Here is a 26,286-nt window from a genome sequence, read left to right as displayed (position 1 = left end):
AAAAAGGTAAAAAACTATGGATACCTTACTTTTTGCGAGCCTGATGGGGTTGTATTACTGGTTCGCCCGATTACGTTTAGGCTATACCTTCTCCGCCATGTTGCTGCAGCCCGTAGTGATCGCCGTATTCGTCGGACTGCTGCTGGGCGATATGAAAACCGCGATGATCATCGGCGCAGGCATGCAGCTGGTCTATCTTGGGGTCACCTCCACACCGGGCGGCAACGTGCCGTCGGACCCGGCGCTGGCCGCCTGTATCGCCATTCCGATCGCCGTGAAGGCCGGGATGGAGCCCAACCTGGCGATCGCGCTGGCGATCCCGTTTGGCGTCATCGGGGTATTCCTCGATCAGCTGCGCCGCACGCTCAACGCCGCGTGGGTGCATATGGCCGACAAACACGCCGAAAGCGCCAACATGGCGGGCATCATGCGCTGCGCCTTTATCTATCCGGCGCTGCTGGGGCTGGTGCTGCGCTTCCCGGTGGTCTTCGCCGCCAACTACTTTGGCCAAAGCGTAGTGGAAAAATTCCTCAAACTGATGCCGCACTGGCTGACCCACTCGTTTGAAATTATGGGCGGTATCCTGCCAGCGCTGGGCTTTGCCATCACCATCATGGTGATCGGCAAAAAGAGCCTGCTGCCGTGGTTTATCGGCGGATTTTTCGCGGTGCTCTACCTGAAGGTGGACATCATGGCGATGGCGATTTTCGGCACCTGCGTCGCCTTCCTGATTAAAGGCCTGGCCAAAAATGAAGGAGCTGCATGATGAGTAGCGATGTAATGGAACATGAACTGGTTGAACGCGCCCGCGAAACCCAGGCGCTGAGCAAAGCCGATATCACCAAGGCCTGGCTGATTTACTGGCTGGGGGCGGAAGTATCCAGCTCCTACGAACGTCTGCAGAGCCTGATTTTCTGCGCCTCAATGACGCCCATTATCAAAAAGCTGTACCCGGAAAAAGAGGAGCAGGCCGAGGCGCTCAAACGCCACCTGAACTTCTTTAACTCGGAGCAAACTTTCGGCTCGGTTATCCAGGGTATCTCCATCGCCATGGAAGAGCAGAAAACCCGCGGCGAGCCGATCAGCGATGCTTCAATCACCGGGATCAAAACCGGCCTGATGGGGCCGCTGGCCGGGATGGGCGACTCGATCATCTGGGCCGCGGTGATGCCGTTGCTGATTGCGATTTTCATCCCCTTCGCCGCCAGCGGCAGCGCGTTCGGCGGGATCGCCCCGCTGATCCTCTACCCGGCGATCACCATGGCGATAAGCTACGGACTGGTGCATAAAGGCTACACCCTCGGCCGTGACTCCATTATTGGCCTGCTGCAAGGGGGGCGAATTAAAGAATTGATTTACGGCGCCAACGTACTGGGTCTCATCATGATGGGCGCGCTGTCGGCAAGCTACGTCAAAATCACCACCCCGCTGAAAATCAGCGCGCTTAAAGGCTCGGAAGTGGTGGTCCAGCAGATCCTCGACTCAATTGCCCCCGGCCTGCTGCCGCTGGCGGCGGTGTTCGCTATCTATTTCTACTTACTGAAAAAAGGGCCGCGCTACACCACCATTTTACTGTCGATAGTCGCTATCAGCATCGTCTGCTCGCTGTTGGGAGTGCTGTAAATCATGAACGGCAATATCTACCAGCAACTGGGCTTAAAACGGGTGATTAACGCCTGCGGCAAAATGACCATCCTCGGCGTGTCCGCCGTCGACCCGCAAGTGATGCAGGCCACCGCGCAGGCGGCGGGAGCCTTCGTCGAAATCGATAAATTAACCGACCGCGCGGGCGAACTGGTTTCCGCCCACACCGGCGCGGAAGACAGCTATATCACCTCCTGCGCCTCCGCCGGTATCGCCATCGCCGTCGCGGCGGCTATCACCCGCGGCGAGCCGGAAAAGGTGGCGCAGATGCCGGACAGCAGCCAGTGGCCGAACGAGATAGTGATACTGCGTGGGCATAATGTCGATTACGGCGCACCAATCACCAGCGCCATCCGCCTCGGCGGCGGGCGCATTGTCGAAGTCGGCTCCAGCAATCTGGCGGCACGCTGGCAGCTGGAGAGCGCGGTGAACGCACGCACGGCGGCGCTACTGTATGTGAAATCCCACCATTGCGTGCAAAAAGGGATGCTCGGTATTGACGATTTCGTGCAGGTCGCCCGCCAGCATAATCTGCCGCTGATCGTCGATGCCGCCGCCGAAGAAGACTTGCGCCAGTGGGTCGCCAGCGGCGCGGACATGGTTATCTACAGCGGGGCGAAAGCCTTTAACGCCCCAACCTCAGGCTTTATTAGCGGCAAGCGTAACTGGATCGCCGCCTGTAAAGCCCAGCATTACGGCATCGCGCGGGCGATGAAAATCGGCAAAGAGAATATGGTCGGTCTCGTTTACGCGCTGGACCGTTACCGGACGGCGGCACCGGCGCCCGACGCCGCCGCGCTGCGTCCATTCGCCGAGGCGATCTCCGCGCTACCCGGCCTGCGCGCCGATATCGAGCAGGATGAGGCCGGGCGCGCCATCTGGCGCATTCGTGTCAGCGTCGACGCCAATGAACTGGGACTCAGCGCCCATGAGGTTGAAGCCCAGCTACGCGGCGGCGATATCGCCATTTACGCCCGCCGCTACTATCTGCATGAGGGCCATTTTAGCCTTGACCCTCGCACCGTCGGCGAAGGAGAAATGTCGCTCATCGTCGCGCGCTTACAGGAGATTACGCAGCATGCAGCGGATTAACTTTTATCGCCAGCGGGTGGCGATTAACGTGCTGGCGAAGGACATCGCCAACGCCCGGGAAATCTATGACGCCGCTGAAGGGCACGCGGTGATTGGCGTACTCTCGGCGCAATTTACCGACGTTGAGCAAGGCGTTGCAGAAGTGCGCCGCTGGATGGCGGAAGTGCCTTCTATTTCCGTCGGTCTCGGCGCCGGCGATCCGGCGCAGTTTTACAAAGCGGCAATGATCGCCGCGCAGGTCCATCCCGCTCACGTCAACCAGACCTTCACCGGCAGCGGCTTTGCCGCCGGGGCGCTGGCGGCGACCGGAGGCCAGCAAACCTTTATTAATGCGCTGGTCAGCCCCAGCGGCACGCCCGGTGAAGTACGTATCTCCACCGGCGTGCGCAGCGCCAAGGGCATCCCGGCCCAGGTATCCTGCGATGCGGCGGTCAGAATGATGCAGGATATGGGCGCGCACGCGGCTAAATTTTTCCCGATGGGGGGCGAAAAGTCGCTGGCGGAGCTGAAAGCGCTCGCCCAAAGCACGGCAGAAAACGGTATGACGCTGATTGAGCCCACCGGGGGCATCGATCTCGATAACTTTGCGCTGATTCTGCAAACCTGCCTGCAGGCCGGCGTCGCGCAGGTCATGCCGCATATTTATAGTTCCATTATCGATCCGCAAAGCGGCAATACCCGCCCGCAAGATGTCCATGCTCTGATGAACATCGTCAAGGAACTGGTCGATTAATCCCCCCCGCGCGTGCGGTGTAGGTCACGATTACCGCACGCGCTAACTGCCTGATCTGCTGAAGGTCGCTGTCAATCTGTGAGCATCCACGCAATAACCGCATCCCGCTGTGCAAAGCGCCCTCTCATATTGATAGCGATCAAGAATAATCATACCGTCTGGTCGGTATGATCCGGGCCATGAACATGGAAGCCCAGCATCGTAAAAAAGACCCCGTCCGTCTGCATCGTCAACTGCTTGAATCGGCGGCGATGATTGCCGGCCGGGACGGTATCGCCGCCCTGTCGCTGAACGCCGTCGCCCGCGAAGCTGGCGTCAGCAAAGGCGGGCTCATGCACCATTTTCCCAATAAACAGGCGCTAATTTTCGCCCTGTTCGCCCGGCTGTTGGCGATTATGGAAAAGGCGATTAGCGAGCTGATGGCCGCCGATAACATCGCTTACGGGCGCTTTACCCGCGCCTATTTGCGCTATCTGTCCAACCCGGAGCTGACGGATACCCACGAAAGCCGGCAACTGATGGTGCTGTCGTTGGCAATGCCCGACGAACCGGTGCTGCGAAAATGCTGGCGCGACTGGATGCTGGATCATCTGGCGCAGGGCGATGCGCTCGATAACGGCCCGACCGGCACGCTGGTGCGCTATGCCGCCGACGGCATCTGGTTATCGGAACTGACCGAAGGGCGCACCATGAGCAGCGAACACCGTCAGGCGCTGGTAAACGATCTGACAAAAATGACGCTTCCCGCGTGAAGCGAGTAGAGTGAGGCCGCGATGCGCTACAACATCAATGCCCGTCTCATTTATGACGCAACGGACGGCACCCTAACATTACCGGGCGGCAATGAGCCGGATAGCCAGCTATCCATTACCGCCAACGCGCTGCTCTATTTTTTTCTTCGCCATACCGGCGTTGTCAGTCGCGATGAAGTGTTGAAAAAGGTCTGGGACGATAACGGCTTAACCTCATCCAACAGCAATCTCAATCAATACCTGAGCATGCTGCGCAAAACCTTCCGCCACTACGATATCGATAACATTATTGTCACCGTATCGCGCGGCATGCTGCAGCTGAATCAAGATCTCAGCATCGAACTGCTCGACGCCGAGCCGACGCCCGCCGATGCCGTTCTCACATGCGCTACGCCTGACGAATCCGCTCCCCCTGCGGCGCCAACGCCGCCCACCGCTTCTCTACATGCGCGCGGTATGTGCTGGTATCTGGCCGGCGGCTGTCTGCTGCTCATCGCCCTGCTGCTGGTGGCATTTAGTCTCGCCGGCACCCACGTCGCCCGGCCAATCAATCTGACGCTGATGAGCCACAGCCAGTGCGAACTGCTGGCCAGCGATGAGATGCTGCGTTCGGTCTCCGCGAGGGCCTACGGGAAGAATTTTGATGAGGTGCGTCAGCGGCTGAAGCTCAGCTGCAAGCCGGGGGAGCGTTTCGTTTTCTTCTACGGCGACCGGCTGGAGACTAACGGCCTGGGCCGGGTATTTCTCGCCCACTGCGCGATGCACGAAGACAACCCATTTAGCTATTGCGATAACTACTTTTACTACTCCTGGAAGCCGCAATGAGACTCGCGCCCCGCCCCTTTTTCGCCCTCTCCGCCCTGGCGTTTATCGCCGCAGCCGGTTTTAGCGCCTGGCGCCTGTTGCCGGATGCCAACGATGGCGTGATGAGCTGCTCCACCAAAGCGATCATGCGCTTTGAAAACATGGAAAAAGAGAATGTGAACGGCAATATCCATTTTAATTTTGCCGCCAACGGTAACGGTTCGATGGTGGTGGAAGGCTATACCGACTCCGCCGCCGGCTGGCTCTACCTGCAGCGCTACGTCAAATTCAGCTACACCAGCCAACGTATCTCGGCAACCGAACGCCACTATCGGATTAAAAAATGGGAATCCAGCGCCTCGTCCATCGACGAATCGCCGAATGTCATCTTCGACTACTTCATGCGCGAGATGTCCGACAGCCACGATGGCCTGTTCCTCAACGCGCAGAAGCTTAACGACAAAGCTATCCTGCTGAGCTCTATCAACTCACCGCTCTACATCTGCACGCTGAAGTCCGGCAGCACGCTTAACTAACCCGTCCCCTCTGTACCGCCGCGAGGAAAATGCGCCCTCGCTCACGCTCCGTTATTGCCCCCTCTTTCCACGATGCTAAAAGCGCACGTTTTGTATTTATCTTCGACGCCAAAACTTGCGCATACCCACAATTATCACGCGGCTATATTACCGCCTGCTGGCAAGTAATTAGCATCTTATTAACATTCACCTCTCGCCGATAAATAGCCTAAAAAAGCGCCATATCATCATAAAAATCAACACGCATAAAACAGAACGAAAAGATAAATGGAAGGCTAAATAAGGCTAAATCACAGAGTAAAAACCTAAAATATTCATCTCCACGGATTTAAATTTCACTTCTTTCCCCATTCCCTATAGTGAACCCCGAACGCCGCTTCCGCGTGTTGATGCCGTTACGCGGACGGTTTTCCCGAATAACAAAACCTGTTCTGGAGGAAATCACGATGGGTGATGCATTGGGGCTTATCGAAACCAAAGGTCTGGTGGCCTGTATTGAAGCAGCGGACGCGATGTGTAAAGCCGCCAACGTCGAACTGATCGGCTATGAAAACGTCGGCTCTGGCCTTGTCACCGTGATGGTGAAAGGCGACGTCGGCGCGGTGAAAGCGGCGGTGGATTCCGGTGTGGAATCCGCGCAGCGCATCGGCGAAGTGGTGACCTCGCTGGTCATCGCGCGTCCGCATAACGACATCAACAAAATCGTCATTAAACACAAGGCCTGAAGGCCAGGAGAACGCAAATGGGTGATGCATTAGGTCTGATTGAAACCAAAGGTCTGGTGGCCTGCATTGAAGCGGCGGATGCGATGTGTAAAGCCGCCAACGTCGAGCTTATCGGCTATGAAAACGTCGGCTCTGGCCTTGTCACCGCGATGGTGAAAGGCGACGTCGGCGCGGTGAAAGCGGCGGTGGATTCCGGTGTGGAATCGGCGCAGCGCATCGGCGAAGTGGTGACCTCGCTGGTTATCGCCCGTCCGCATAACGACATCAACAAAATCGTCTCGCATTACAAAATTGCGGACTAACGGAGAAACCTGATGAAAGAAGCGCTTGGTCTTATCGAAACCAAAGGTCTGGTGGCCTGCATTGAAGCCGCGGACGCGATGTGTAAAGCCGCCAACGTCGAGCTTATCGGCTATGAAAACGTCGGTTCCGGCCTCGTCACCGCAATGGTGAAAGGCGACGTCGGCGCGGTCAACGCGGCGGTCGACTCCGGCGTGGAAGCGGCGAAACGCATTGGCGAAGTCGTCAGTTCTCGCGTCATCGCGCGTCCACATAACGACATCGAAAAAATCGCGGCGCAGCACAAAGCATGACCTGACAGGGCGCGCCCCGTCTCCACTCTTTTCGTCTGATGAAGGATAGACTCATGATTGAACTGGATAACGATTTGCAATCCCGGCAGAACGCGCGGGAACTGGTGCGCAACGCCAAAAAGGCGCAGGCGATTCTGGCCACCTTTTCGCAACAGCAAATCGACGCCATCGTGAAAAACGTGGCCCAGGAAGCAGCGCACCACGCCGAAGCGCTGGCGAAAATGGCCGCGGAAGAGACCGGTTTTGGCAACTGGCAGGACAAAGTGCTGAAAAACCGTTTCGCCTCGCTGCGCGTCTACGACGCCATCAAAGATATGAAGACCGTTGGCATCATTCATGACGACCCGGTAAAAAAAGTGATGGATGTGGGCGTGCCGCTCGGCGTAATTTGCGCGCTGGTCCCCTCAACTAACCCAACTTCTACGGTTATCTACAAAGCGCTGATCGCCCTCAAGGCCGGCAACGCCATTATCTTCTCCCCGCATCCGGGCGCGCGTCAGTGCAGCTGGAAGGCGATTGAAATCGTCAAACGCGCGGCAGAAGCGGCCGGCGCCCCGGCAGGCAGTGTTGACGGCATCACCCAGTTAACGCTCGAAGCCACCTCCGAACTGATGCACAGCAAAGACGTGTCGCTGATCCTCGCCACCGGCGGCGAAGGCATGGTGCGGGCGGCCTACGCTTCCGGCACCCCGACCATCAGCGGCGGCCCGGGTAACGGCCCGGCGTTTATCGAACGCAGCGCCGATATCCACCACGCGGTGAAAGATATCGTCACCAGTAAAACCTTCGATAATGGCGTGATCTGCGCCTCTGAGCAGTCGATTATCGTCGAACGCTGCATTTACGACGAGGTTCACCGCGAGCTGGAAGCGCAGGGCGTCTACTTCATGAATGAAGATGAGGCGGCGAAAATGGCGGCGCTGCTGCTGCGCCCGAACGGCACCATCAACCCGAAAGTGGTCGGCAAAACCGCGCTATACCTCAGCCAGATGGCGGGATTCTGCGTACCGGCCAGCACTAAAGTGCTGATCGCCGAGCAAACCACCGTATCGCCGAAAAACCCCTACTCGCGCGAAAAACTGTGCCCGGTACTCGGCCTGTACGTGGAAGAAGACTGGAAAGCCGCCTGCCACCGCGTGGTGGAGCTGCTGACCAACGAAGGACTCGGCCATACGCTGGTGATCCACACCCGTAATCAGGATGTCATCCGCCAGTTCAGCCTCGAAAAACCGGTCAACCGCATTCTGATTAATACTCCGGCGGCGCTCGGCGGGATCGGCGCGACCACCAACATCTCTCCGGCGCTGACTCTCGGCTGCGGCGCGGTCGGCGGCGGCTCCAGCTCCGACAACGTCGGCCCGATGAACCTGCTCAATATCCGCAAAGTCGGCTATGGCGTGCGTTCGATTGACGAGCTTCGCGCGCCGGGCAGCCGCCCTGAGCCCCAGCCGACCATCGTTACTCCGGCGAGCGATCCGCAGCGCAGCATTCTTGATGACGTGCGTTTCAACGCTCCGGCCAATGCCGCGCCAGCGTGCTCCGCAGGCAACGATGACCGTTTCGCCAGCGCAGGCGCCGCCAGTATGGAAGGTGAAATCAACGAACAAAACGTGGAACGCGTTATTCGCCAGGTGCTGGAGCGCCTCGCTAAGTAACGCACTGATATAAGGCGATAAACGATGATTCTCGCAAAGGTAACCGGCCATGTCGTCGCCACGCAAAAATGCGATGAGCTACGCGGCAGCAACCTGCTGTTGATCACCCGCTTAGATGACAAACAGCAGCCGATGAAAGACCAGACCTGGGTTGCCGTCGATAACGTCGGCGCCGGCATGCACGACATCGTGCTGGCGGAAGAGTACTTCGCGCTCAATAAAGACCGCTACAAAGCGATGTCGGTGGTCGCCATTGTCGAGAACGTGTTTCGGGACGCCTAACAGGAGTGAGTAGCCCAATGAGTGAATTTTTACTGAAACCGCGGATTTGCTTCGGTCAGGACGCCCTCTCGGTGCTGAACGAACTTTCCGCCCGCAGCGTGCTGCTGGTGACCGATAAAGCGATGGTGAAGTTTGGTCTCGCCGAGCGCGTCACCGCCCTGTTGCGCCAGCGCGGGATCGCCTGGCAGATGTGGGACGACGTAGTGGCGGATCCGGATATCGCCACCGTGGTGCGCGGCATGAAGTTAATGGATAACCACTATCCAGATCTGGTTATCGCGCTCGGCGGCGGTTCGGTAATCGATGCCGCCAAAGCGGTTATTTTCTCCCTGGCGCAAACCCGTCCGCAGACTGACCGCCCGCGTCCATGCTTTGTCGCTATCCCCACCACCAGCGGTACCGGCTCGGAAGTCACCGCCTTTTCGGTGGTGAAAGCCAACGCGGAAAAGCTGGTACTGGTGGATGCGTCGCTGCTGCCGGATATCGCCATTCTTGACCCGTCGCTGGTGGCTTCGGTGCCGCCGGCGATTACCGCCGACACCGGCATGGACGTGCTGTGTCACGCTCTGGAAGCCTACGTCTCCCGCGCCGCCAGCGACTTTTCCGACGCGCTGGCGGAGAAAGTGGTGCAGCAGGTATTTCGCTATCTGCCGACCTGCTGGCGCAGCGGCGACAACCTACAGGCGCGTGAAAAGATGCATAACGCCTCCTGCATGGCGGGGATGGCCTTCACCAACGCCTCGCTTGGGATCACCCACAGCCTGGCCCACGCCCTCGGCGGCGTCTTCCGCGTGCCACATGGCCGCGCCAACGCCCTGTTGATGGCGCAAGTCGTCGCCTGGAACGCCGATTTCGACGGCCAGTGCGACACCCTTGCAGCAACGAAATATGCCCGTCTGGCGCATCTGCTGGATCTGCCAGCCGCCTCGCCGCGCCAGGGCGTCGCCAGCCTGCTGGTCGCCATTCAGGCTTTAAAAGAAGAGATGAGCATGCCCTCCGGCATTAGCGACACCGGCATTGAGGCGGCTGAATTCGAACGCCGTTTGCCGGAGATGGTCGGCCAGGCGCTGCGCGACAGCTGTACCCCAACCAACCCACGCGCGCCGGACGCTAACGCGTTAACCGAGCTTTATCGCCGGGCCTGGTCCGGTCATCCCGTACAGGGCCACTGATAACAAGATTTGGAGAACCTTACCCATGGCACACTACAGCTTAACGCCGCGCGTCAAAGTGCTGGCAGACCGTTTACGCTCGCAGGCAAGCAGCCTGTGCACCGAGCACGCCGCGATCCTCAGCGCGCTGGATAGCGATATCGCAGGCATTCCCGCCGCCGTCAAACCGGCTCGCCGTTTCTATGAACTGATGCGCCAGCTGCCGCTGACCATTAGCGCCGACGAACTGATCGTCGGTAACCAGACCCGTAAACCGCACGGGGCGATTTTCCATGATGAAAGCGCCGCGCATCGGCCATCCGTATTCCAGTTCCTCAACCTCAACAGCGATCTCGATTCACCGGACTACAACCTGGTCGTCGAAAAAGGCGTGCTGGCGATTAAGCACCAGTTGGAAGAGAAAACCCGCGCCCTCGGTAGCGCCGTTAGCCGCAGCGGTATGGATGAAGTCAACGGCTGCCGCGCCGCCATCTACGCCTGCGACGCCCTGCTCGCGCTGGCGCAAAATCTGGCCAACAGCGCCGAGCAGCTGGCAGCCGCAGAAACCAATACTTATCGCAAAGCCGAGCTGCTCGATAGCGCGGCCATTCTGCACCACGTTCCGGCCCATCCGGCGCGTAATTTCAAAGAAGCCTGCCAGGCGTTCTATCTGTTCCAGCTGGCGCTACAGCTGGATAACGGCAGCTATGCGGTTAACCCGCAAGGGGCGGATAAAGCGCTGCTGCCTTACTTCCAGCGCGATATCAACAGCGGCGCGCTGAATAACCAGCAGGCCTATGAAATCGTGGAGTGCCTGTGGTTCAAGCTGGCGGAACTGAGCGAAGTCCGCGCCGCCTGCGCCATTGACGGCTATCCGATGCTCGACGCCATGCTGCACGGCGCCTCTTTTGACAACGCCGAAGTGAACGAACTCTCGGCGATGTTTATCAGCGCCCAGCGCAACCTCAGCGCGCTGAATCTGCCGGTGCGTCTGTTTAGCGGCGCACAACAGGTCAGCCACGCGCCGTTCGCGGCCTGCGCCGACACGCCGGCGATAGAAGGCTTAACCCCGCGTATGCAGCGCCTGCGTAACCACTACCTGACGGTACGCCCGAGCGTCTCTATCTATCGCGCGCTGGCCTTTACCGAAGTGGTCAAAGCCAACCCTGGCATGCCGACCATTTTGCTGCGCGCCAAAGCTTTCCGCCACGCCTGCGAAACCGCGCCGATTCTGATTCAGGACGATGAGCTGATCGTCGGCCATCCGTGCGGCAAGCCGCGCGCGGGCGCCTTCTCGCCGGATATCGCCTGGCGCTGGGTACGGGATGAGCTCGACACCATGAGCACCCGCCCGCAGGATCCGTTTGAAATCAGCGAAGCGGATAAAAAAACCATTCGCGAAGAGATCGTGCCGTTCTGGGAAGGCCGTTCGCTGGATGAGATTTGCGAAGCGCAATACCGTGAGGCCGGCGTCTGGGCCTTCAGCGGCGAGACCTTCGTCAGCGACCTCTCCTATCACCAGATTAACGGCGGCGGCGATACCTGTCCGGGCTACGACGTGCTGCTGTTCACCAAAGGGATGAACGGCATTAAAGCCGATGCCGAGGCGCATCTGGCCAGCCTGAGCATGGAAAACCCGGAAGATATCGACCGTATCTACTACTACAAAGCGGCGATTGAAACCTGTGAAGGTGTGGTCAACTACGCCCGCCGCATCGCCGCCCACGCCCGCGAACTGGCGGCTAAAGAGCAAAACACCCAGCGCCGCGCCGAGCTATTGACCATCGCCGAAGTGAACGAAAACGTGCCGGCCAATCCGCCGAAGACCTTGCAGGAAGCGCTGCAGAGCATCTGGACCGTCGAATCGCTGTTTGAAATCGAAGAGAACCAGACCGGGCTGTCACTGGGGCGCGTCGACCAGTACTGCTACCCGATGTTCGAAGCCGATATCCGCGAAGGCCGTCTGACCCACGAGACCGCGCTGGAGCTGCTGCAGGCGTTCATCATCAAATGCGCTGAACTGATGTGGATGTCGAGCGAGCTGGGAGCGAAATATTTCGCGGGTTATCAGCCGTTTATCAATCTCACCGTTGGCGGCCAGAAACGTAGCGGCGGCGATGCCTGTAACGATCTGACTTATCTGATTATGGACGCGGTGCGTTTCGTGAAGGTTTACCAGCCGTCGCTGGCCTGCCGTATCCACAACCAGTCGCCGCAGAAATACATGGAAAAAATCGTCGACGTGGTGAAAGCGGGAATGGGCTTCCCGGCCTGCCACTTCGATGACTCCCACATCAAGATGATGCTGCGCAAAGGCTTCGATTTTGAAGACGCCCGCGATTACTGCCTGATGGGCTGCGTTGAGCCGCAGAAATCCGGGCGCATCTATCAGTGGACCTCCACCGGCTACACCCAGTGGCCTATCGCGATTGAATTCGTGCTCAACCGCGGGCGGATGGTGCTGTTCGATAGCTATCAGGGGCTGGACACCGGCGACCTGCGCGACCTGCGCACTTTCGACGAATTCGACGCGGCGGTAAAACAGCAGATCGCCCATATCGTGCGCCTGTCGGCCATCGGCACCGTCATTAGCCAGCGCGTCCATCGCGATGTGGCGCCGAAGCCGCTGATGTCGCTACTGGTCGAAGGCTGCATGGAGAGCGGCAAAGATGTCGCCGCCGGCGGCGCGATGGTCAACCACGGTCCGGGGCTGATTTTCTCCGGTCTGGCGACCTACGTCGACTCGATGGCGGCGATCCGCAAGCTGGTGTTCGAAGAGAAGAAATACACCCTTGAGCAGATCCGCGATGCGCTGCTGGCCAACTTTGAAGGTTACGAAGCGCTGCGCCGCGACTGCCTGAACGCGCCGAAATACGGTAACGACGATAACTACGTCGACCAGTACGCGCTGGATATTACCGAATGGACCGAGAAAGAGTGCCGTAAATACAAAATGCTCTACTCGACCCTCAGCCACGGCACCCTGTCTATCTCCAACAACACGCCAATCGGCGAGCTGACCAACGCCACGCCGAACGGCCGCCTGGCGTGGATGCCGCTCTCCGACGGCATCAGCCCTACCCAGGGCGCGGATAAACAAGGCCCGACAGCGATTATCAAGTCGGTCAGCAAGATGAACGTGGAAACCATGAACATCGGCATGGTGCACAACTTCAAGTTCCTCAAAGGGCTGCTGGATACCCCGGAAGGCCGCCATGGCTTGATTACCCTGCTGCGTACCGCCTCGATTCTCGGCAACGGCCAGATGCAGTTCAGCTACGTCGATAACGAAGTACTGAAGAAGGCGCAGCAGGAGCCGGAGAAATACCGCGACCTGATCGTTCGCGTTGCCGGCTACAGCGCCTACTTCGTTGAGCTGTGCAAAGAGGTCCAGGACGAGATCATCAGCCGTACGGTGATTGAGAAGTTCTAGTTCTCTTAAAGAGAATTAAATGAGCTGTATTTGAGAAATAACCGGAAGTTCTCCGTCCCGTAACGGGACGGAGCGGGAGGCAAGCGTGATCGCAAAACAAGAATTAACGGGCCGAATTTTCAATATCCAGAAATATTCGATCTATGACGGCGATGGCATTCGCACGCTGGTGTTTTTTAAGGGCTGCAACATTCGCTGCCCGTGGTGCGCCAACCCGGAAGGGCTGAGCAGTCAGTTCCAGGTGATGTTCTCGCACGACAAATGCATTAACTGCGGCGACTGCGTCAGCGTCTGTCCGGCGGGTATTCATTATCGGGCGGAAGAAAACGGCGAAATGAAGCACTTCGTCGACCGCAATAAAGACTGCATTGGCTGTCGCAAATGCGAAGAGATTTGCACCCAGAACGCGCTGGACATTATGGGCAAGGACGTCACCGTTAGCGAGCTGATGGAGATCATCATGCAGGACTACGACTTCTACATCTCCTCCGGCGGCGGTGTCACCATCGGCGGCGGCGAGATGAGCCTGCAGACCGATTTTGCCGTCGCCTTATTCAGCGAATGCAAAAAGATGATGATTAACACCGCCGTCGAAACCCAGGGCACCACCCCGCTTGCCAACTACCAGAAGCTGGCGCCGGTCACCGACACCTTCTTGTTCGACATTAAGCAAATTAACAGCGAACACCACAAGGCGATGCTCGGCATCGGCAACGAAGGGATCCGCCGCAATCTCGAATGGCTGGTGGATTCCGGCGCCAACGTCATTGTGCGTATGCCGCTCATTCGCGGCTACAACGACTCATTCGACGCCATTACCGGCGCCATTGATTACGTACAGAAGCTGGCGAAGCGTGGAAATATCCGCCGCATCGACATGCTGCCGTACCACCAGTTGGGACGCAAAAAGTATGAACGCCTGGATATGCCCTACCCGATTACCCAGGACCCGTCTTATTCACCGGACGAACTGGACCGGCTGGAAACCTTCTTCCAGCAATTTGATTTTGATATTCGCTTAGTCCGCCATTAACAGGAGCCGACCATGAAAAGTTTAGGCGTAATTGAAACGCGAGGATGGGTCGCCGCCATTCAGGCCGTCGACGCCGCCTGTAAAGCCGCGGGAGTGACCTGCATTGGCTATCGCAAACCAGGCTCCGGGCTGGTGAGCGTCTGCTTTGAAGGGGAAATCAGCGCCATCCACACCGCTATCGAACGCGGCGTGGCGGTGGCTGGCGCCGAGCACACCGTGAAGTCGCTGGTGATTGCCCGCCCGGAGCGCTGCGTGGTTGAAGCGTTAAGCAACCTCAAAGGCAACCCGCCGCGCGAGCAAAAAACGGCCGAACCGGTGGTTATCCCCGCCCCGGAACCTATCGCCCCCCCTGCCGCCCCGAACGAAACGGAAGATAAACATCCGGCGCTGAAGAAAGGGAAGAAGTCATGATCGACACCCTGGTTCGCGAAAAAATCGCCGCCCGCCTGAGCGCAACGGCGCCGGCGATCCCGGTGGGGATCTCCAACCGCCACGTCCATCTCACGCAACAGGACGTCGAGGCGTTGTTCGGCAAAGGCTACAGCCTGACGCCATTTAAACCGCTGCGCCAGCCGGGGCAGTTCGCCGCCCAGGAGTGCGTGACCGTTGTCGGGCCGAAGGGCTCGCTGACCAACGTCCGTGTCCTCGGGCCGACCCGCCCGGTTTCGCAACTGGAAGTGTCGCGCGCCGACTGCTTCACGCTCGGGATTAAGGCGCCAGTTCGTGAGTCCGGCCAGCTGGAGAATGCCGGTAGCGCGCTGCTGATTGGGCCCGCTGGCCACGTTGAACTCCATTCACAGGTGATCTGCGCCTGGCGGCATATTCATATGTCGCCGCAGGACGCACGCCGACTCAACGTTAGCAATGGCCAGAAGGTCAGCGTGCGCAGTAACGGCGAGCGCCAGCTGACTTTCGATGAAGTGGTGGTGCGGGTGCGCGATGACTTCGCGCTGGAGTTTCATATTGACACTGAAGAAGCCAATGCCGCCGGGTTGAAAAACGGCGCGCAGGTGACGCTCATCGGCTAACGGAGGCTCGCCATGACCGACGAACAGATTGAAGGTTTAGTTGCGCGTGTTTTGCAGCGCCTGCGCCCGCCGGTACTGGTGATGGTGACCGCCGCTGATGGCTATCGCGCGGCTATCCGCCAACGCCTGGCGGGAAGCGGCTATCCGCTACGCCTCGCGCTGGAGGATGGCCTCGCTGACGCCGCCGCGTGGCGGGAGGTCGGGGAGATAATTCCCTCTTCGGCCTGGCAGGATGCCCTGCCGTCAGCGCCGTGGCGGGCGGTACTGCTGCCGTTTCTCGATTATCCGCTGGCTTCAGACCTGCTGAACGGCACGCTCAGCAGCCCGCTCGCCCGCTGCGCGCATGAGGCGCTGCTGAAGGGTATTCCCGTGCTGGCGCTGCGCTATCACTGCGATCCGCTCAGCGAACTCAACCAGCTAAGCGGCGCTCAGGCCGACAGCGCCTATGCCGGGCATCTGCAAGCCACGCTGGCTCGTCTGGAAGCCTGCGGCGTCTTCCTCGGCACCATGAATGAGCTGCTGGCGACGCTGGACGCGCCCACCGCGCCAGCCGCCGCCAGCAGCGAACCGCGCCGTTATCTCACCGTCACAGACGTGGTGAATAATCCGGCGCTGGCGGCGGCTCCGCACGCGCAGCTGACCGATGCGGCCATTGATTATTTAAAAAACAGAAAGATATGACCTTACCCAACTATGAACCTGGAGCTTAACGATGTCTTCGAAAACAAAATGCTGGTTATGGATGCTGCTGGTTATCCTCTCCGAAACCTCGGCAACCTCGACGTTAAAAATGTTCGGTAGCAGCGAAGGCAGCACAAAAATGCTGCTGCTCGGCCTGCTGATTGTCCTCTACTGCACCTGCTATTACTCGCTCTCAAGGGCGGTGAAAGATATCCCGGTCGGCCTGGCGTACGCCACCTGGTCCGGCACCGGCATCCTGGTGGTCTCGACGCTGGGAATGGCCTTCTACGGCCAGCACCCGGATACCGCCGCCATCATCGGCATGGCGGTCATCGCCAGCGGCATCGTTATCATGAACCTGTTCTCGAAAATGGGTTCTGAAGAGAGCGAAGAAGCCGCGCCCGCCGCGCCAATCGCGTCTATGGATAAGAAAATCGCCAACTAACAGGAAAGGAATACCCTATGTTTAATCTCGGATTTTTATGGCTGGCGCTGTCTATCGGCTCCGAAATCACCGGCACCTCGATGATCAAAAAGACCAACGGCTTCAGCAAGCTGGCGCCTTCAGTGCTGGTGGTCTGCGCCTACGGCCTGTGCTACTTCGCCCTCACCCGCGCGATGAGCACCATCCCGGTGGGCGTAGCCTACTCGCTGTGGTGCGGCTTCGGTATCGTCGGCGTCACCATCTGCTCCATGATCCTCTATAAACAGAAGCCGGACCTGGCGGCCATTATCGCCATGGCGCTGATTATCTCCGGCGGCGTGATCATGAACGTCTTCTCGACCATGTAATACAAGGCGGGTTTACCCCGCCGTGATTTCGTGGCAGGATAAAAAGATGAACAGAAACGTTATCGTTACCTACCCCCGTCGTTGGTGGCTGCCTGCATAACAGGCGGCACGATACACGTTTCCATTTTCAAAGCCGCCGGAAGGCGGCTTTGTTATTTTCAGGACGTCTTTCGGCTGAACAGTCTGATAAGGAGTCCCTGATGAACCATCCACAAACCATCCTCACTGGCGACCGCCCGACCGGCCAACTACATCTTGGCCACTACGTCGGCTCGCTGCGCCAGCGCGTCGCGCTGCAGCACGACCACCAGCAGTTTATCCTGATCGCCGACCTGCAAGGGCTCACCGATAACGGCAGCAACCCGCAAAAAATCAGCCACCATATCCTCGAAGTCATGGCCGATTATCTGGCCGTCGGCATCGACCCCAGGCTCACCACTATTTGCCTGCAGTCCGCTCTGCCCGCGCTGGCTGAGCTCAGCGCGCTGTATATGAATATCGTCACCGTCGCTCGCGTGGAACGTAATCCGACGGTAAAAAATGAGATTGCCCAGAAGGGATTCGCCCGCTCGCTGCCGGTTGGCTTTCTCGCCTATCCGATTAGCCAGGCCGCCGATATCACCGCCTTCAAGGCCGAGCTGGTGCCGGTGGGCGACGATCAGCTACCGATGATTGAGCAGACCAACGAAATCGTCCACAAAATGAATAGCCTCACCGGCGAACCGGTGCTGCGCCACTGCAAAGCGCTACTCAGCGAAGTGAGCCGCCTGCCGGGCGTCGACGGTAATGCCAAAATGTCGAAATCGCTGGGCAATACGCTGACGTTATCGGCCAGTGAAGAGGAGATTCACCGCGCGGTCAGCGCGATGTATACCGACCCGACACACCTGAGAGTCTGCGATCCGGGGCATGTCGACGGCAACGTAGTGTTCACCTATCTCGACGCTTTCCATAGCGATAAGGCGCTGGTTGCTGAGATGAAAGCCCACTATCAACGCGGCGGGCTGGGCGATCGCCAGTGTAAGAATGAACTGGAAACCTGCTTGCAGGAGCTACTGGCGCCGATCCGTGAACGCCGGGCCACTTACAGTCAGGATAAAGGAATGCTACTGGAATTGTTGCGCCAGGGCAGCGAACGCGCCCACCAGCTCACGCAGCGGACGCTGCATGAAGTGAAGCGCGGGCTGGGGCTGCCGGTACTGTTCTGAGCTTCAGAGCCCTGCCCCGGTCGCGCTACGTTTACCGGGGCTCGTTTTACACCCTGCCTTTATGCATCTTCACGCAGTTGCGCCCCTCGCGTTTGGCGGCGTACAGCGCATTATCGGCATCGCGCAATAGCAGGTTGTAATCGGGATGGCCGGAGTGCACGGCATAGCCAATGCTGGCGGTGATCGGGATCTGCGTATCGCCGCCAACGTTAAACGCCAGTTGGCTAATTTTCTTGCGCAGGCGGTCGAGGATGGTAAACGCTTCTGACACGCCGGTCTCCACCAGCACCAGCAGAAACTCTTCCCCGCCGTAGCGGAAGATATAGTCGCTGGAACGGATATTATCGCTGAGCAGTTCCGCGACATGTTTAATCGCCCGGTCGCCGACCATATGGCCCCAGTTATCGTTAATGCCTTTGAAATGATCGATGTCGACGATCGCCACCGTCATCGGCAACTCATGCTCCATCGCCAGCGTCACTTCATGCTTCAGCACCACCGGCAAATAGCGGCGGTTAAGCAGGCTGGTTAACGCATCTTTGCCATTTTGCATCTGCGACAGGCTGCTAAAAATTACGCCCAGTTGGCTGCCTATTTGCTGGCAATGAATATGTATCCCCTGAATCAGGTTTTGTGTATTTTTATAATCCATGGCAGAGGCGGATGCCCGCCATCCTATTAATAAGTCGTCGACCTGCGAAATTAATGCGGCGATTTCGTCCATCTGGCTATTTTTGTTAAAATAGCGCACGCACTTATGGCGGAACCATAGGCCAAATTCCGACTCAGATAATAACGTAGCGTTAGTATGTGCTTTATTTTCGCTAACAATATTAAAAATCGCCGTATTTTCCCAACCGGAAAGCGCCGCCTGCTGTTTGCCATATTCCATCGGGACATTGTCCATCAAACTATACAGGCGATAAGCCTCTTCGTTTTTGGTCGCCCGATAGTGCGATAAGGTATAGGCGTGGCACATCATCTCAACGGCCATATTAATCGCCATAATAGCGTAATAAATGGCATCGACGGCAATCTGGCGGTCGCTAACGTGGCCGCGGATATACTCGATAAGCCCGGCCTTAATCTGCCGGGCGCCGCGCAGAACCGCCTCCGCCGGGATGCCGATCCGCGCGTGGATGCTGCCAATCTGATATTGCCGTTCCGCCAACGCCGGCAACTGCGCTTTATCGCTGGTCAGGATCTCCTTCACCCATAGCGCCAGCGAGCGGCTCAGACGCTCCTGAACTAAATCATAAGTCAGGTGGCGGGCAATATCCGGATCCTGAAAAATAAAATCATAAAACCGGGCCGCTAACGCTTCCGATTGCTCCTCTGCGATATTTTTAAGTACCTCCTTAACGGCTGGCGTCAGGCTGTCATACAGAGGTAGCCACTCCTTAAAAATAACAGAGATATATTTTTTGCTTTCATCGTTCATGAATAAAGCGCTCGCCGGGCGTTAGTCTATTTCGGGGTTGCCGATCATACATGAGTTGCCGCAGGTCAACCAGACGAAGAAAATCATAGGGATAGCGTAGTTCTCAGCCATTACAGTGAGGGGCTCGCAATTCCATAGTTTATATATGGACTTTGGCGCAACCGATGTTAGTATCCAGATTATAAATATGCGTGTTTCATTTAAGGCCAGGATTGCTGATGATGACCACTCTAAAAGCACATCTTCCCCACCGGTTGGCAACGTAACAGGATTTTGCGCCGGACGGGCCTTATCTCTTCTTTTTTTATCGTCCCGCCGGGCGAAATAGCGAAACGCGCACCACTCAGCAATATGGAACAGAGCGAGTCGCGTATGGACAAGAACAAACGACGTTGGACCGGGTATATCGTAGTTGCAGCGGTAATCATCGCCGCAGCATGGTGGATGTTGCGCCCGGCCGGGCTACCGCCGGGCTTCGCCGCCAGTAATGGCCGCATCGAGGCGACGGAAGTCGATATCGCCACCAAAATTGCCGGGCGTATCGAGACGATTCTGGTCAAAGAGGGGCAGTTCGTCCATAAAGGCGATGTGCTGGCGCGGATGGATACGCGGGTACTTAACGAGCAGCGCCTCGAAGCCGCCGCGCAAATCAAAGAAGCGCAAAGCGCGGTTGCCGCCGCCAACGCGTTACTCGACCAGCGGCAGAGCGAAATGCGCGCCACCGAAGCGGTGGTGAAGCAACGCCAGGCGGAGCTAGACTCCACCGCTAAACGCCACGTCCGTTCCAGCACCCTTTCACAGCGTGGCGCCGTCTCCGCTCAGCAGCTGGATGACGATCGCGCGGCCGCTGAAAGCGCCCGCGCGGCGCTGGAATCGGCGAAAGCGCAGGTCTCTGCCGCCCGCGCCGCCATTGAAGCCGCCCGTACCAGCATCATTCAGGCCAAAACCCGCGTTGAAGCCGCCGAAGCCACCGAGCGGCGGATCCTCGCCGATATCGACGATAGCCAGCTGAAAGCGCCGCGCGACGGCCGCATCCAGTATCGCGTTGCTGAACCAGGCGAAGTGCTGGCCGCCGGGGGGCGGGTATTGAACATGGTCGACCTGGCTGACGTCTATATGACCTTCTTCCTGCCAACGGAACAGGCGGGTCTCCTGGCGCTCGGCAGTGAAGCGCGCTTGATCCTGGATGCCGCGCCAGAGCTAGTGATCCCGGCAAATATCAGCTTTGTCGCCAGCGTCGCGCAATTTACGCCGAAAACGGTAGAAACCAGCGACGAGCGGCTCAAGCTGATGTTCCGTGTCAAGGCGCGCATTCCGCCAGAACTACTGGAGCAGCATCTGGAATATGTCAAAACCGGCCTGCCTGGGATGGCCTGGGTACGACTGGATAAGCAGAAAAGCTGGCCTGAAGCGCTGACGGTGAGGTTGCCGCAATGAAACTGACGCCGCAGGATACTTCGCCCCCCGTCGCCCTGCTGGAAAACGTTGGCCAGAAGTTTGGCGCTACCATCGCGTTGCGCGATATCAACCTGGCGATTCCGGCGCGGCGCATGGTTGGCCTGATTGGCCCGGATGGGGTCGGCAAATCAAGCCTGCTCTCGCTTATCGCCGGGGCGCGGGCCATCGAGCAGGGTAACGTGATGGTGCTCGGCGGCAATATGCGCGACGTTCGTCACCGCCAGCAGGTATGCCCGAAAATCGCCTGGATGCCGCAGGGCCTGGGGAAAAACCTCTACCATACGCTATCGGTCTATGAAAACGTCGACTTCTTCGCTCGCCTGTTTGGTCACGATAAAGCCGAGCGTGAACTTCGTATCAACGAACTGCTGCAGAGCACCGGGCTGGCACCGTTTCGCGATCGCCCCGCCGGTAAACTCTCCGGTGGAATGAAACAAAAACTTGGGCTGTGCTGTGCGCTGATCCACGACCCGCAGCTACTCATCCTTGATGAACCCACTACCGGCGTCGACCCGCTCTCCCGCGCGCAGTTCTGGGATCTAATCGACAGCATTCGCCAGCGCCAGCCGGAAATGAGCGTGCTGGTCGCCACCGCCTACATGGAAGAGGCCGAGCGCTTCGACTGGCTGGTGGCGATGAACGCCGGCGAAATACTGGCGACCGGTAGCGCGGCGGCGCTCAAAAAACAGACCGGCAGCCAGACCCTGGAGCAGGCATTTATCGCCCTGCTGCCGGAAGCGCAGCGCCTGGCGCATAAAGACGTGGTCATCCCGCCGCGCGACAGCAGTGAGGAAGAGATTGCCATTGAAGCGCGCGGCCTGACCATGCGCTTCGGCAACTTTGTCGCCGTCGACCACGTTAACTTTCGTATCGCCCGTGGCGAAATTTTTGGCTTCCTCGGCTCTAACGGCTGCGGCAAATCCACCACCATGAAGATGCTAACCGGCCTGTTGCCCGCCAGCGAAGGCGAGGCCTGGCTGTTTGGCCAACCGGTCGATCCGAAAGATATCGCCACCCGACAGCGAGTGGGTTATATGTCGCAGGCCTTCTCGCTCTATAGCGAACTGAGCGTACGGCAAAACCTGGAGCTGCACGCCCGCTTGTTTCACATTCCGGACCATGAAATAGCTGGCCGGGTCGCAGAAATGAGCAAACGCTTTATGCTGACCGAGGTTGAAGACGCGCTTCCCGCTGACTTACCGCTGGGGATCCGCCAGCGTCTGTCATTAGCGGTAGCGGTAATCCATCGCCCGGAGATGCTGATCCTGGATGAACCCACCTCCGGCGTTGACCCGGTGGCACGCGACATGTTCTGGCAGCTGATGGTCGACCTGGCGCGGCAGGATCGCGTCACCATCTTCATTTCTACCCACTTTATGAATGAGGCGGAACGCTGCGATCGTATCTCGCTGATGCACGCCGGAAAGGTGCTGGCCAGCGATACGCCGCAGGTGCTGGTTGAGCAACGTGGCTCCGCCAGCCTCGAAGAGGCGTTTATCGCCTGGCTGCAGGAAGCGGCGGATGCCGCGCAACCGACCGTTTCTGTCTCTACAACGCCCGCGCCGCCTGCTGCCGCATCACAGCAGAAGAATGCGTCCCCACGCCAGTCATTCAGCCTGCGCCGCCTGTTTAGCTATAGCCGCCGCGAAGCGCTGGAATTGCGCCGCGATCCGGTGCGATCGACGCTGGCGCTGCTGGGGACGGTGATCCTGATGTTTATCATGGGGTATGGGATCAGCATGGATGTCGAGGATCTGCGCTTTGCCGTCCTCGACCGCGATCAAACGATCAGCAGCCAGAACTGGTCGCAGAATATCGCGGGCTCACGCTACTTTATCGAGCAGGCGCCACTGCAGAGTTATGACGAATTGGATCGTCGAATGCGTAACGGCGAGCTGGCGGTGGCAATAGAAATCCCGCCAAACTTTGGCCGCGATATCGCTCGCGGTACGCCGGTGCAGATTGGCGTGTGGGTGGACGGCGCAATGCCGAATCGCGCGGAAACGGTGCGCGGATACGTGCAGGCGATGCATCTGGCTTGGCTGCAGGAGATGGCCGGGCGGCAAAGTAGCCCGAATCGTGAGACCTCGCTCATTTCCATCGAGACCCGCTATCGCTATAACCCGGACGTGAAAAGCCTGCCGGCCATCGTCCCGGCGGTGATCCCGCTGCTGCTGATGATGATCCCGGCGATGCTCAGCGCGCTGAGCGTAGTGCGTGAAAAAGAGCTCGGTTCGATCATCAACCTGTACGTGACGCCGACCACCCGCAGCGAATTCTTGCTCGGAAAACAGCTGCCTTACATCGTGTTGGGGATGTTTAACTTCTTTCTACTGTGCGCTTTATCGGTCTTCGTATTTGGTGTCGCGCATAAGGGGAGTTTCCTGACCCTCTCCCTGGCGGCGCTGCTGTATGTCACCATCGCCACCGGGCTGGGTTTGCTGATTTCGACATTTATGAAGAGCCAAATCGCCGCTATTTTCGGTACCGCGATTATTACGCTGATTCCGGCCACCCAATTCTCCGGGATGATCGATCCGGTGGCATCTCTGGAAGGGCCAGGTCGCTGGATCGGGCAAATCTACCCGACCAGCCATTTCCTGACCATCGCCCGTGGCACCTTCTCCAAGGCGCTGAATATTAGCGATTTGTGGGTTTCGTTCATTCCACTATTGATTGCGGTGCCGTTGGTGCTCGGGCTGAGCCTGTTTCTGTTGAAGAAACAGGAGGGATGATGCGCGGATTACGCAATATCTATAACCTCGGCATCAAAGAGCTGCGCAGCCTGCTCGGCGATAAAGCGATGCTGGCGCTGATTGTGTTTGCTTTTACCGTGTCGGTTTACTCCTCGGCCACGGTAATGCCCGGCTCTCTGCACCTGGCGCCTATCGCCATTGCCGATATGGATAAATCACAGCTCTCATCGCGGATCATTAACGGCTTTTATCGGCCGTGGTTTTTAACGCCGGAGTTGATCAGCGCCGATGAAATGGATGCCGGGCTGGATGCGGGACGATACACATTCGCCATCAATATTCCGCCAAACTTCCAGCGCGATGTGCTGGCCGGTCGTCAGCCGGAGGTACAGGTTAACGTCGACGCCACGCGAATGAGCCAGGCCTTTACCGGCAACGGCTATATCCAGAATATTATCAGCGGTGAAGTGAACAGTTTTGTCGCCCGCTATCGCGACAACAGTTCGCTGCCGGTAGAGCTGGCGGTGAGGATGCGCTTTAACCCTAACCTTGAACAAGAGCGCTTCGGCGCGGTGATGGCGATTATTAACAACATCACCATGCTGGCAATTGTCCTCACCGGCTCAGCGCTTATCCGCGAGCGAGAGCACGGCACCATTGAGCACCTGCTGGTGATGCCGGTAACGCCGTTTGAGATAATGATGGCCAAGATCTGGTCGATGGGGCTAGTGGTACTGGTTGTCTCCGGGCTGTCGCTACTGCTGATGGTGCAGGGAATTTTGCAGGTACCGATTGAGGGGTCGATTCCGCTGTTTATGCTGGGAGTTGCGCTCAGCCTGTTCGCCACCACCTCCATTGGCATTTTTATGGGCACGCTCGCCCGTTCTATGCCGCAACTGGGGCTACTAATGATCCTGGTGCTGCTGCCGCTGCAGATGCTCTCCGGCGGATCCACGCCACGGGAGAGTATGCCGCAGCTGGTTCAGGACATTATGTTGACCATGCCGACCACCCATTTCGTCAGCCTCGCGCAGGCGATACTTTACCGTGGCGCCAGCTTTGCCATCGTCTGGCCGCAGTTTTTAATCTTGTTCGCTATCGGCAGCGCTTTCTTTACCATTGCGCTGCTGCGTTTTCGCAAGACAATTGGTGAGATGGCATAAAACCTGGAGCTGGCGCTGCGCCGATGGCTTATTTTTGACGATTCATAAAGCGGCGCAGACCCCAGGTGAAGGCCATCGCCATACTGAAAAGAATGAATAACAGCACAATCCAGCTGATAGAAATGCGCAGCAACGTGCCGGGCGTCATAAATGGCTGAAGATAAACGGTGAAAGAGTGGGCAGGCGATTTCCCCAGCAGTTGATAGGCGCTATCGGTAAGCCACACGCCAACCCGGCAGAACAGCCAGATAATCGCCGGCCAGCAGAGCAGAACCAGAAAGGTAAAGCGCTCCTGAATGTAAGTAACGATCTGGCGCAACGGCGGCCAGTTAAGCAGGATTTTCATTTATATTCTCATATTGCCAGCCGATGACCTGCAACATTCATCGCAAGGCACTTCGGGCAGCATCCATACAGGCAATCTACCCTATTTGTATATCAAATTTACCGTCACTTAAACCAGATCAAGTTAACAAAGTGTTAATGATGTCTCTCATTACCGCCAAAAGAGTGGATAACACCTGTCGATCGTGGAAATAAGTGGGGAGAGAAGTATTAAGCGGTGGGAATAAATTTTCAAGTCTACAAGTGGCTGATTTTTATAGCTGATAGCAGCGCGCCATTATTTCGCCGCTGGGCAATATAATGGCGCGGAAATATAAGTGGGTGATTAATCGTAGCTACTGATAATTATTTTCCTGTTCGCATCATTCGGTAAATTCACCGTTTGGGTAACCACCCCATGAGAAGGGACTGCCATATTTTGCGTGTTAATGAGGTAAGTATTTTGCCCACAACGCTGTTGAGCCTTTTCGTTAATGATATTGGTGCTGCAGGTAGGTGTCGCCACACGCCCGGAGATCGTTAATGTAGCGGTATCAGCAGCGAATGCAGGCAAGCTCAATCCATAAGCTAATGTCAGAATCCCAATTAGCGGTTTTTTCATTGAATTTATAACCAGTTAACAGGATGAGAAATAAGCGATTTGCTTTCTATTTTTCTCCCTCAGGAGAGGTGATGCGTTGATGTCATCACGCAGGAAAGATAATCCATATAATTAATAAGGACAATTATACTGAGAGCTATTAGTGCGATAGGTATTACTGATGTTAACGAACCAGGCGGCCGGGTCGGGTATTTTCCCGGGGGCGGCGCGAGGCGCCTTTCCCGGGCTACGGGTTGCTACGCGGTCTGTAGCCCCGGTAAGCGCAGCGCCACCGGGGGAATGGCGGCGCGTCTGGCCGCAAAACACAAAAACAAAAGGCCCAGTCTTCCGACTGAGCCTTTCGTTTTATTTGATGCCTGGCAGTTCCCTACTCTCACATGGGGAGACCCCACACTACCATCGGCGCTACGGCGTTTCACTTCTGAGTTCGGCATGGGGTC

General features: G+C 57.8%; 27 protein-coding genes and 1 rRNA gene. 24 read left to right on the top strand and 4 right to left on the bottom strand.

Annotated elements, in window-relative coordinates; genetic code table 11:
• Positions 1–16 precede the first annotated feature (16 nt).
• From PGR79_RS16155 to trpS, 21 genes are all read left to right on the top strand, one after another.
• Positions 17–766 carry a PTS mannose/fructose/sorbose/N-acetylgalactosamine transporter subunit IIC gene (locus PGR79_RS16155; RefSeq protein ID WP_015368463.1) on the top strand — a complete coding sequence of 250 codons (750 nt, stop codon included), beginning with the start codon at positions 17–19 and terminating at the stop codon, positions 764–766.
• Positions 763–1,623 (top strand): PTS system mannose/fructose/sorbose family transporter subunit IID, encoded by an 861-nt coding sequence (locus PGR79_RS16150; RefSeq protein WP_161799897.1) that lies wholly within the window; start codon positions 763–765, stop codon positions 1,621–1,623. The genes PGR79_RS16155 and PGR79_RS16150 overlap by 4 nt, the downstream gene beginning before the upstream one ends.
• A gap of 3 nt (positions 1,624–1,626) precedes the next feature.
• The gene (dgaE, locus tag PGR79_RS16145; RefSeq protein ID WP_049060889.1) at positions 1,627–2,736 is read left to right on the top strand and encodes a D-glucosaminate-6-phosphate ammonia lyase; all 1,110 of its coding nucleotides are present in this window, start codon (positions 1,627–1,629) and stop codon (positions 2,734–2,736) included.
• Positions 2,723–3,469 (top strand): 2-dehydro-3-deoxy-phosphogluconate aldolase, encoded by a 747-nt coding sequence (gene dagF, locus PGR79_RS16140; protein ID WP_430922044.1) that lies wholly within the window; start codon positions 2,723–2,725, stop codon positions 3,467–3,469. The genes dgaE and dagF overlap by 14 nt, the downstream gene beginning before the upstream one ends.
• 167 nt (positions 3,470–3,636) lie before the next feature.
• A complete protein-coding gene (locus tag PGR79_RS16135; protein WP_015704263.1) occupies positions 3,637–4,221 on the top strand; it encodes a TetR/AcrR family transcriptional regulator in 585 nt (194 codons plus the stop codon).
• A gap of 21 nt (positions 4,222–4,242) precedes the next feature.
• Complete coding sequence (locus tag PGR79_RS16130) at positions 4,243–5,046, top strand: winged helix-turn-helix domain-containing protein (RefSeq protein ID WP_430922042.1); 804 nt, start codon at positions 4,243–4,245, stop codon at positions 5,044–5,046.
• On the top strand, positions 5,043–5,561 hold the full coding sequence (locus PGR79_RS16125; protein WP_015368469.1) for a FidL-like protein: 519 nt from the start codon (positions 5,043–5,045) through the stop codon (positions 5,559–5,561). The genes PGR79_RS16130 and PGR79_RS16125 overlap by 4 nt, the downstream gene beginning before the upstream one ends.
• Before the next feature lie 446 nt (positions 5,562–6,007).
• On the top strand, positions 6,008–6,286 hold the full coding sequence (locus PGR79_RS16120; RefSeq protein ID WP_012542984.1) for a BMC domain-containing protein: 279 nt from the start codon (positions 6,008–6,010) through the stop codon (positions 6,284–6,286).
• A 17-nt stretch (positions 6,287–6,303) separates the two neighbouring features.
• Entirely contained in the window at positions 6,304–6,588 is a 285-nt protein-coding gene (locus tag PGR79_RS16115; protein ID WP_002442227.1) for a BMC domain-containing protein, read from the top strand.
• 12 nt (positions 6,589–6,600) lie between these two features.
• Positions 6,601–6,879 carry a BMC domain-containing protein gene (locus tag PGR79_RS16110; RefSeq protein WP_004146125.1) on the top strand — a complete coding sequence of 93 codons (279 nt, stop codon included), beginning with the start codon at positions 6,601–6,603 and terminating at the stop codon, positions 6,877–6,879.
• 53 nt (positions 6,880–6,932) lie between these two features.
• Positions 6,933–8,534: an acetaldehyde dehydrogenase (acetylating) gene (locus PGR79_RS16105; protein WP_126027705.1), complete on the top strand. Its 1,602-nt coding sequence runs from the start codon at positions 6,933–6,935 to the stop codon at positions 8,532–8,534.
• 24 nt (positions 8,535–8,558) lie between these two features.
• Positions 8,559–8,816 carry a EutN/CcmL family microcompartment protein gene (locus PGR79_RS16100; protein WP_015368471.1) on the top strand — a complete coding sequence of 86 codons (258 nt, stop codon included), beginning with the start codon at positions 8,559–8,561 and terminating at the stop codon, positions 8,814–8,816.
• Between the two features lie 17 nt (positions 8,817–8,833).
• Positions 8,834–9,988 (top strand): 1-propanol dehydrogenase PduQ, encoded by a 1,155-nt coding sequence (locus PGR79_RS16095; RefSeq protein WP_430922039.1) that lies wholly within the window; start codon positions 8,834–8,836, stop codon positions 9,986–9,988.
• Positions 9,989–10,013: 25 nt separating this feature from the next.
• Positions 10,014–13,400, top strand: a complete 3,387-nt coding sequence (cutC, locus tag PGR79_RS16090) for a choline trimethylamine-lyase (RefSeq protein WP_430922037.1) — start codon at positions 10,014–10,016, stop codon at positions 13,398–13,400.
• 85 nt (positions 13,401–13,485) lie between these two features.
• On the top strand, positions 13,486–14,433 hold the full coding sequence (gene cutD / locus PGR79_RS16085) for a choline TMA-lyase-activating enzyme (protein ID WP_045395444.1): 948 nt from the start codon (positions 13,486–13,488) through the stop codon (positions 14,431–14,433).
• 12 nt (positions 14,434–14,445) lie between these two features.
• Positions 14,446–14,844 (top strand): BMC domain-containing protein, encoded by a 399-nt coding sequence (locus PGR79_RS16080; protein WP_213317787.1) that lies wholly within the window; start codon positions 14,446–14,448, stop codon positions 14,842–14,844.
• Complete coding sequence (locus PGR79_RS16075) at positions 14,841–15,461, top strand: phosphate propanoyltransferase (RefSeq protein WP_430922035.1); 621 nt, start codon at positions 14,841–14,843, stop codon at positions 15,459–15,461. The genes PGR79_RS16080 and PGR79_RS16075 overlap by 4 nt, the downstream gene beginning before the upstream one ends.
• Before the next feature lie 12 nt (positions 15,462–15,473).
• Positions 15,474–16,142, top strand: a complete 669-nt coding sequence (locus tag PGR79_RS16070) for a hypothetical protein (protein ID WP_430922033.1) — start codon at positions 15,474–15,476, stop codon at positions 16,140–16,142.
• A 31-nt stretch (positions 16,143–16,173) separates the two neighbouring features.
• A complete protein-coding gene (locus tag PGR79_RS16065; protein WP_087859652.1) occupies positions 16,174–16,587 on the top strand; it encodes a DMT family transporter in 414 nt (137 codons plus the stop codon).
• Between the two features lie 17 nt (positions 16,588–16,604).
• The gene (locus tag PGR79_RS16060; protein WP_004204123.1) at positions 16,605–16,934 is read left to right on the top strand and encodes a DMT family transporter; all 330 of its coding nucleotides are present in this window, start codon (positions 16,605–16,607) and stop codon (positions 16,932–16,934) included.
• Between the two features lie 200 nt (positions 16,935–17,134).
• Entirely contained in the window at positions 17,135–18,142 is a 1,008-nt protein-coding gene (trpS, locus tag PGR79_RS16055) for a tryptophan--tRNA ligase (protein WP_430922031.1), read from the top strand.
• Positions 18,143–18,188: 46 nt separating this feature from the next.
• Here trpS and PGR79_RS16050 read toward each other — a convergent pair whose 3' ends face one another.
• Positions 18,189–19,583 (bottom strand): diguanylate cyclase, encoded by a 1,395-nt coding sequence (locus tag PGR79_RS16050; RefSeq protein ID WP_113374513.1) that lies wholly within the window; start codon positions 19,581–19,583, stop codon positions 18,189–18,191.
• Positions 19,584–19,955: 372 nt separating this feature from the next.
• Between PGR79_RS16050 and PGR79_RS16045 the strand changes: the two genes are divergently transcribed.
• Genes PGR79_RS16045 through PGR79_RS16035 form a run of 3 tightly spaced genes read left to right on the top strand, consistent with a single transcriptional unit; the run spans position 19,956 to position 24,900 of the window.
• Complete coding sequence (locus tag PGR79_RS16045; RefSeq protein ID WP_113374576.1) at positions 19,956–21,020, top strand: HlyD family secretion protein; 1,065 nt, start codon at positions 19,956–19,958, stop codon at positions 21,018–21,020.
• Positions 21,017–23,776, top strand: coding sequence for a ribosome-associated ATPase/putative transporter RbbA (gene rbbA, locus PGR79_RS16040; RefSeq protein WP_430922029.1), 2,760 nt, complete (start codon positions 21,017–21,019; stop codon positions 23,774–23,776). Before PGR79_RS16045 ends, rbbA begins: the two co-directional genes overlap by 4 nt.
• Positions 23,776–24,900 (top strand): ABC transporter permease, encoded by a 1,125-nt coding sequence (locus tag PGR79_RS16035; RefSeq protein WP_430922027.1) that lies wholly within the window; start codon positions 23,776–23,778, stop codon positions 24,898–24,900. The genes rbbA and PGR79_RS16035 overlap by 1 nt, the downstream gene beginning before the upstream one ends.
• Before the next feature lie 28 nt (positions 24,901–24,928).
• Here PGR79_RS16035 and PGR79_RS16030 read toward each other — a convergent pair whose 3' ends face one another.
• The 3 genes from PGR79_RS16030 to rrf form a co-directional block, all read right to left on the bottom strand.
• A complete protein-coding gene (locus tag PGR79_RS16030; protein WP_020079735.1) occupies positions 24,929–25,246 on the bottom strand; it encodes a hypothetical protein in 318 nt (105 codons plus the stop codon).
• A 324-nt stretch (positions 25,247–25,570) separates the two neighbouring features.
• Complete coding sequence (locus PGR79_RS16025) at positions 25,571–25,846, bottom strand: DUF2574 family protein (RefSeq protein ID WP_020079736.1); 276 nt, start codon at positions 25,844–25,846, stop codon at positions 25,571–25,573.
• A gap of 354 nt (positions 25,847–26,200) precedes the next feature.
• Positions 26,201–26,286, bottom strand: a 5S ribosomal RNA gene (rrf, locus tag PGR79_RS16020); the annotation flags it as partial.

The organism is Klebsiella sp. 141161 (assembly GCF_050600815.1).
GTDB lineage: Bacteria > Pseudomonadota > Gammaproteobacteria > Enterobacterales > Enterobacteriaceae > Klebsiella > Klebsiella aerogenes.
Note: the sequence above shows the minus strand (reverse complement) of the source record. Positions and strands in the feature narration are given on the sequence as shown.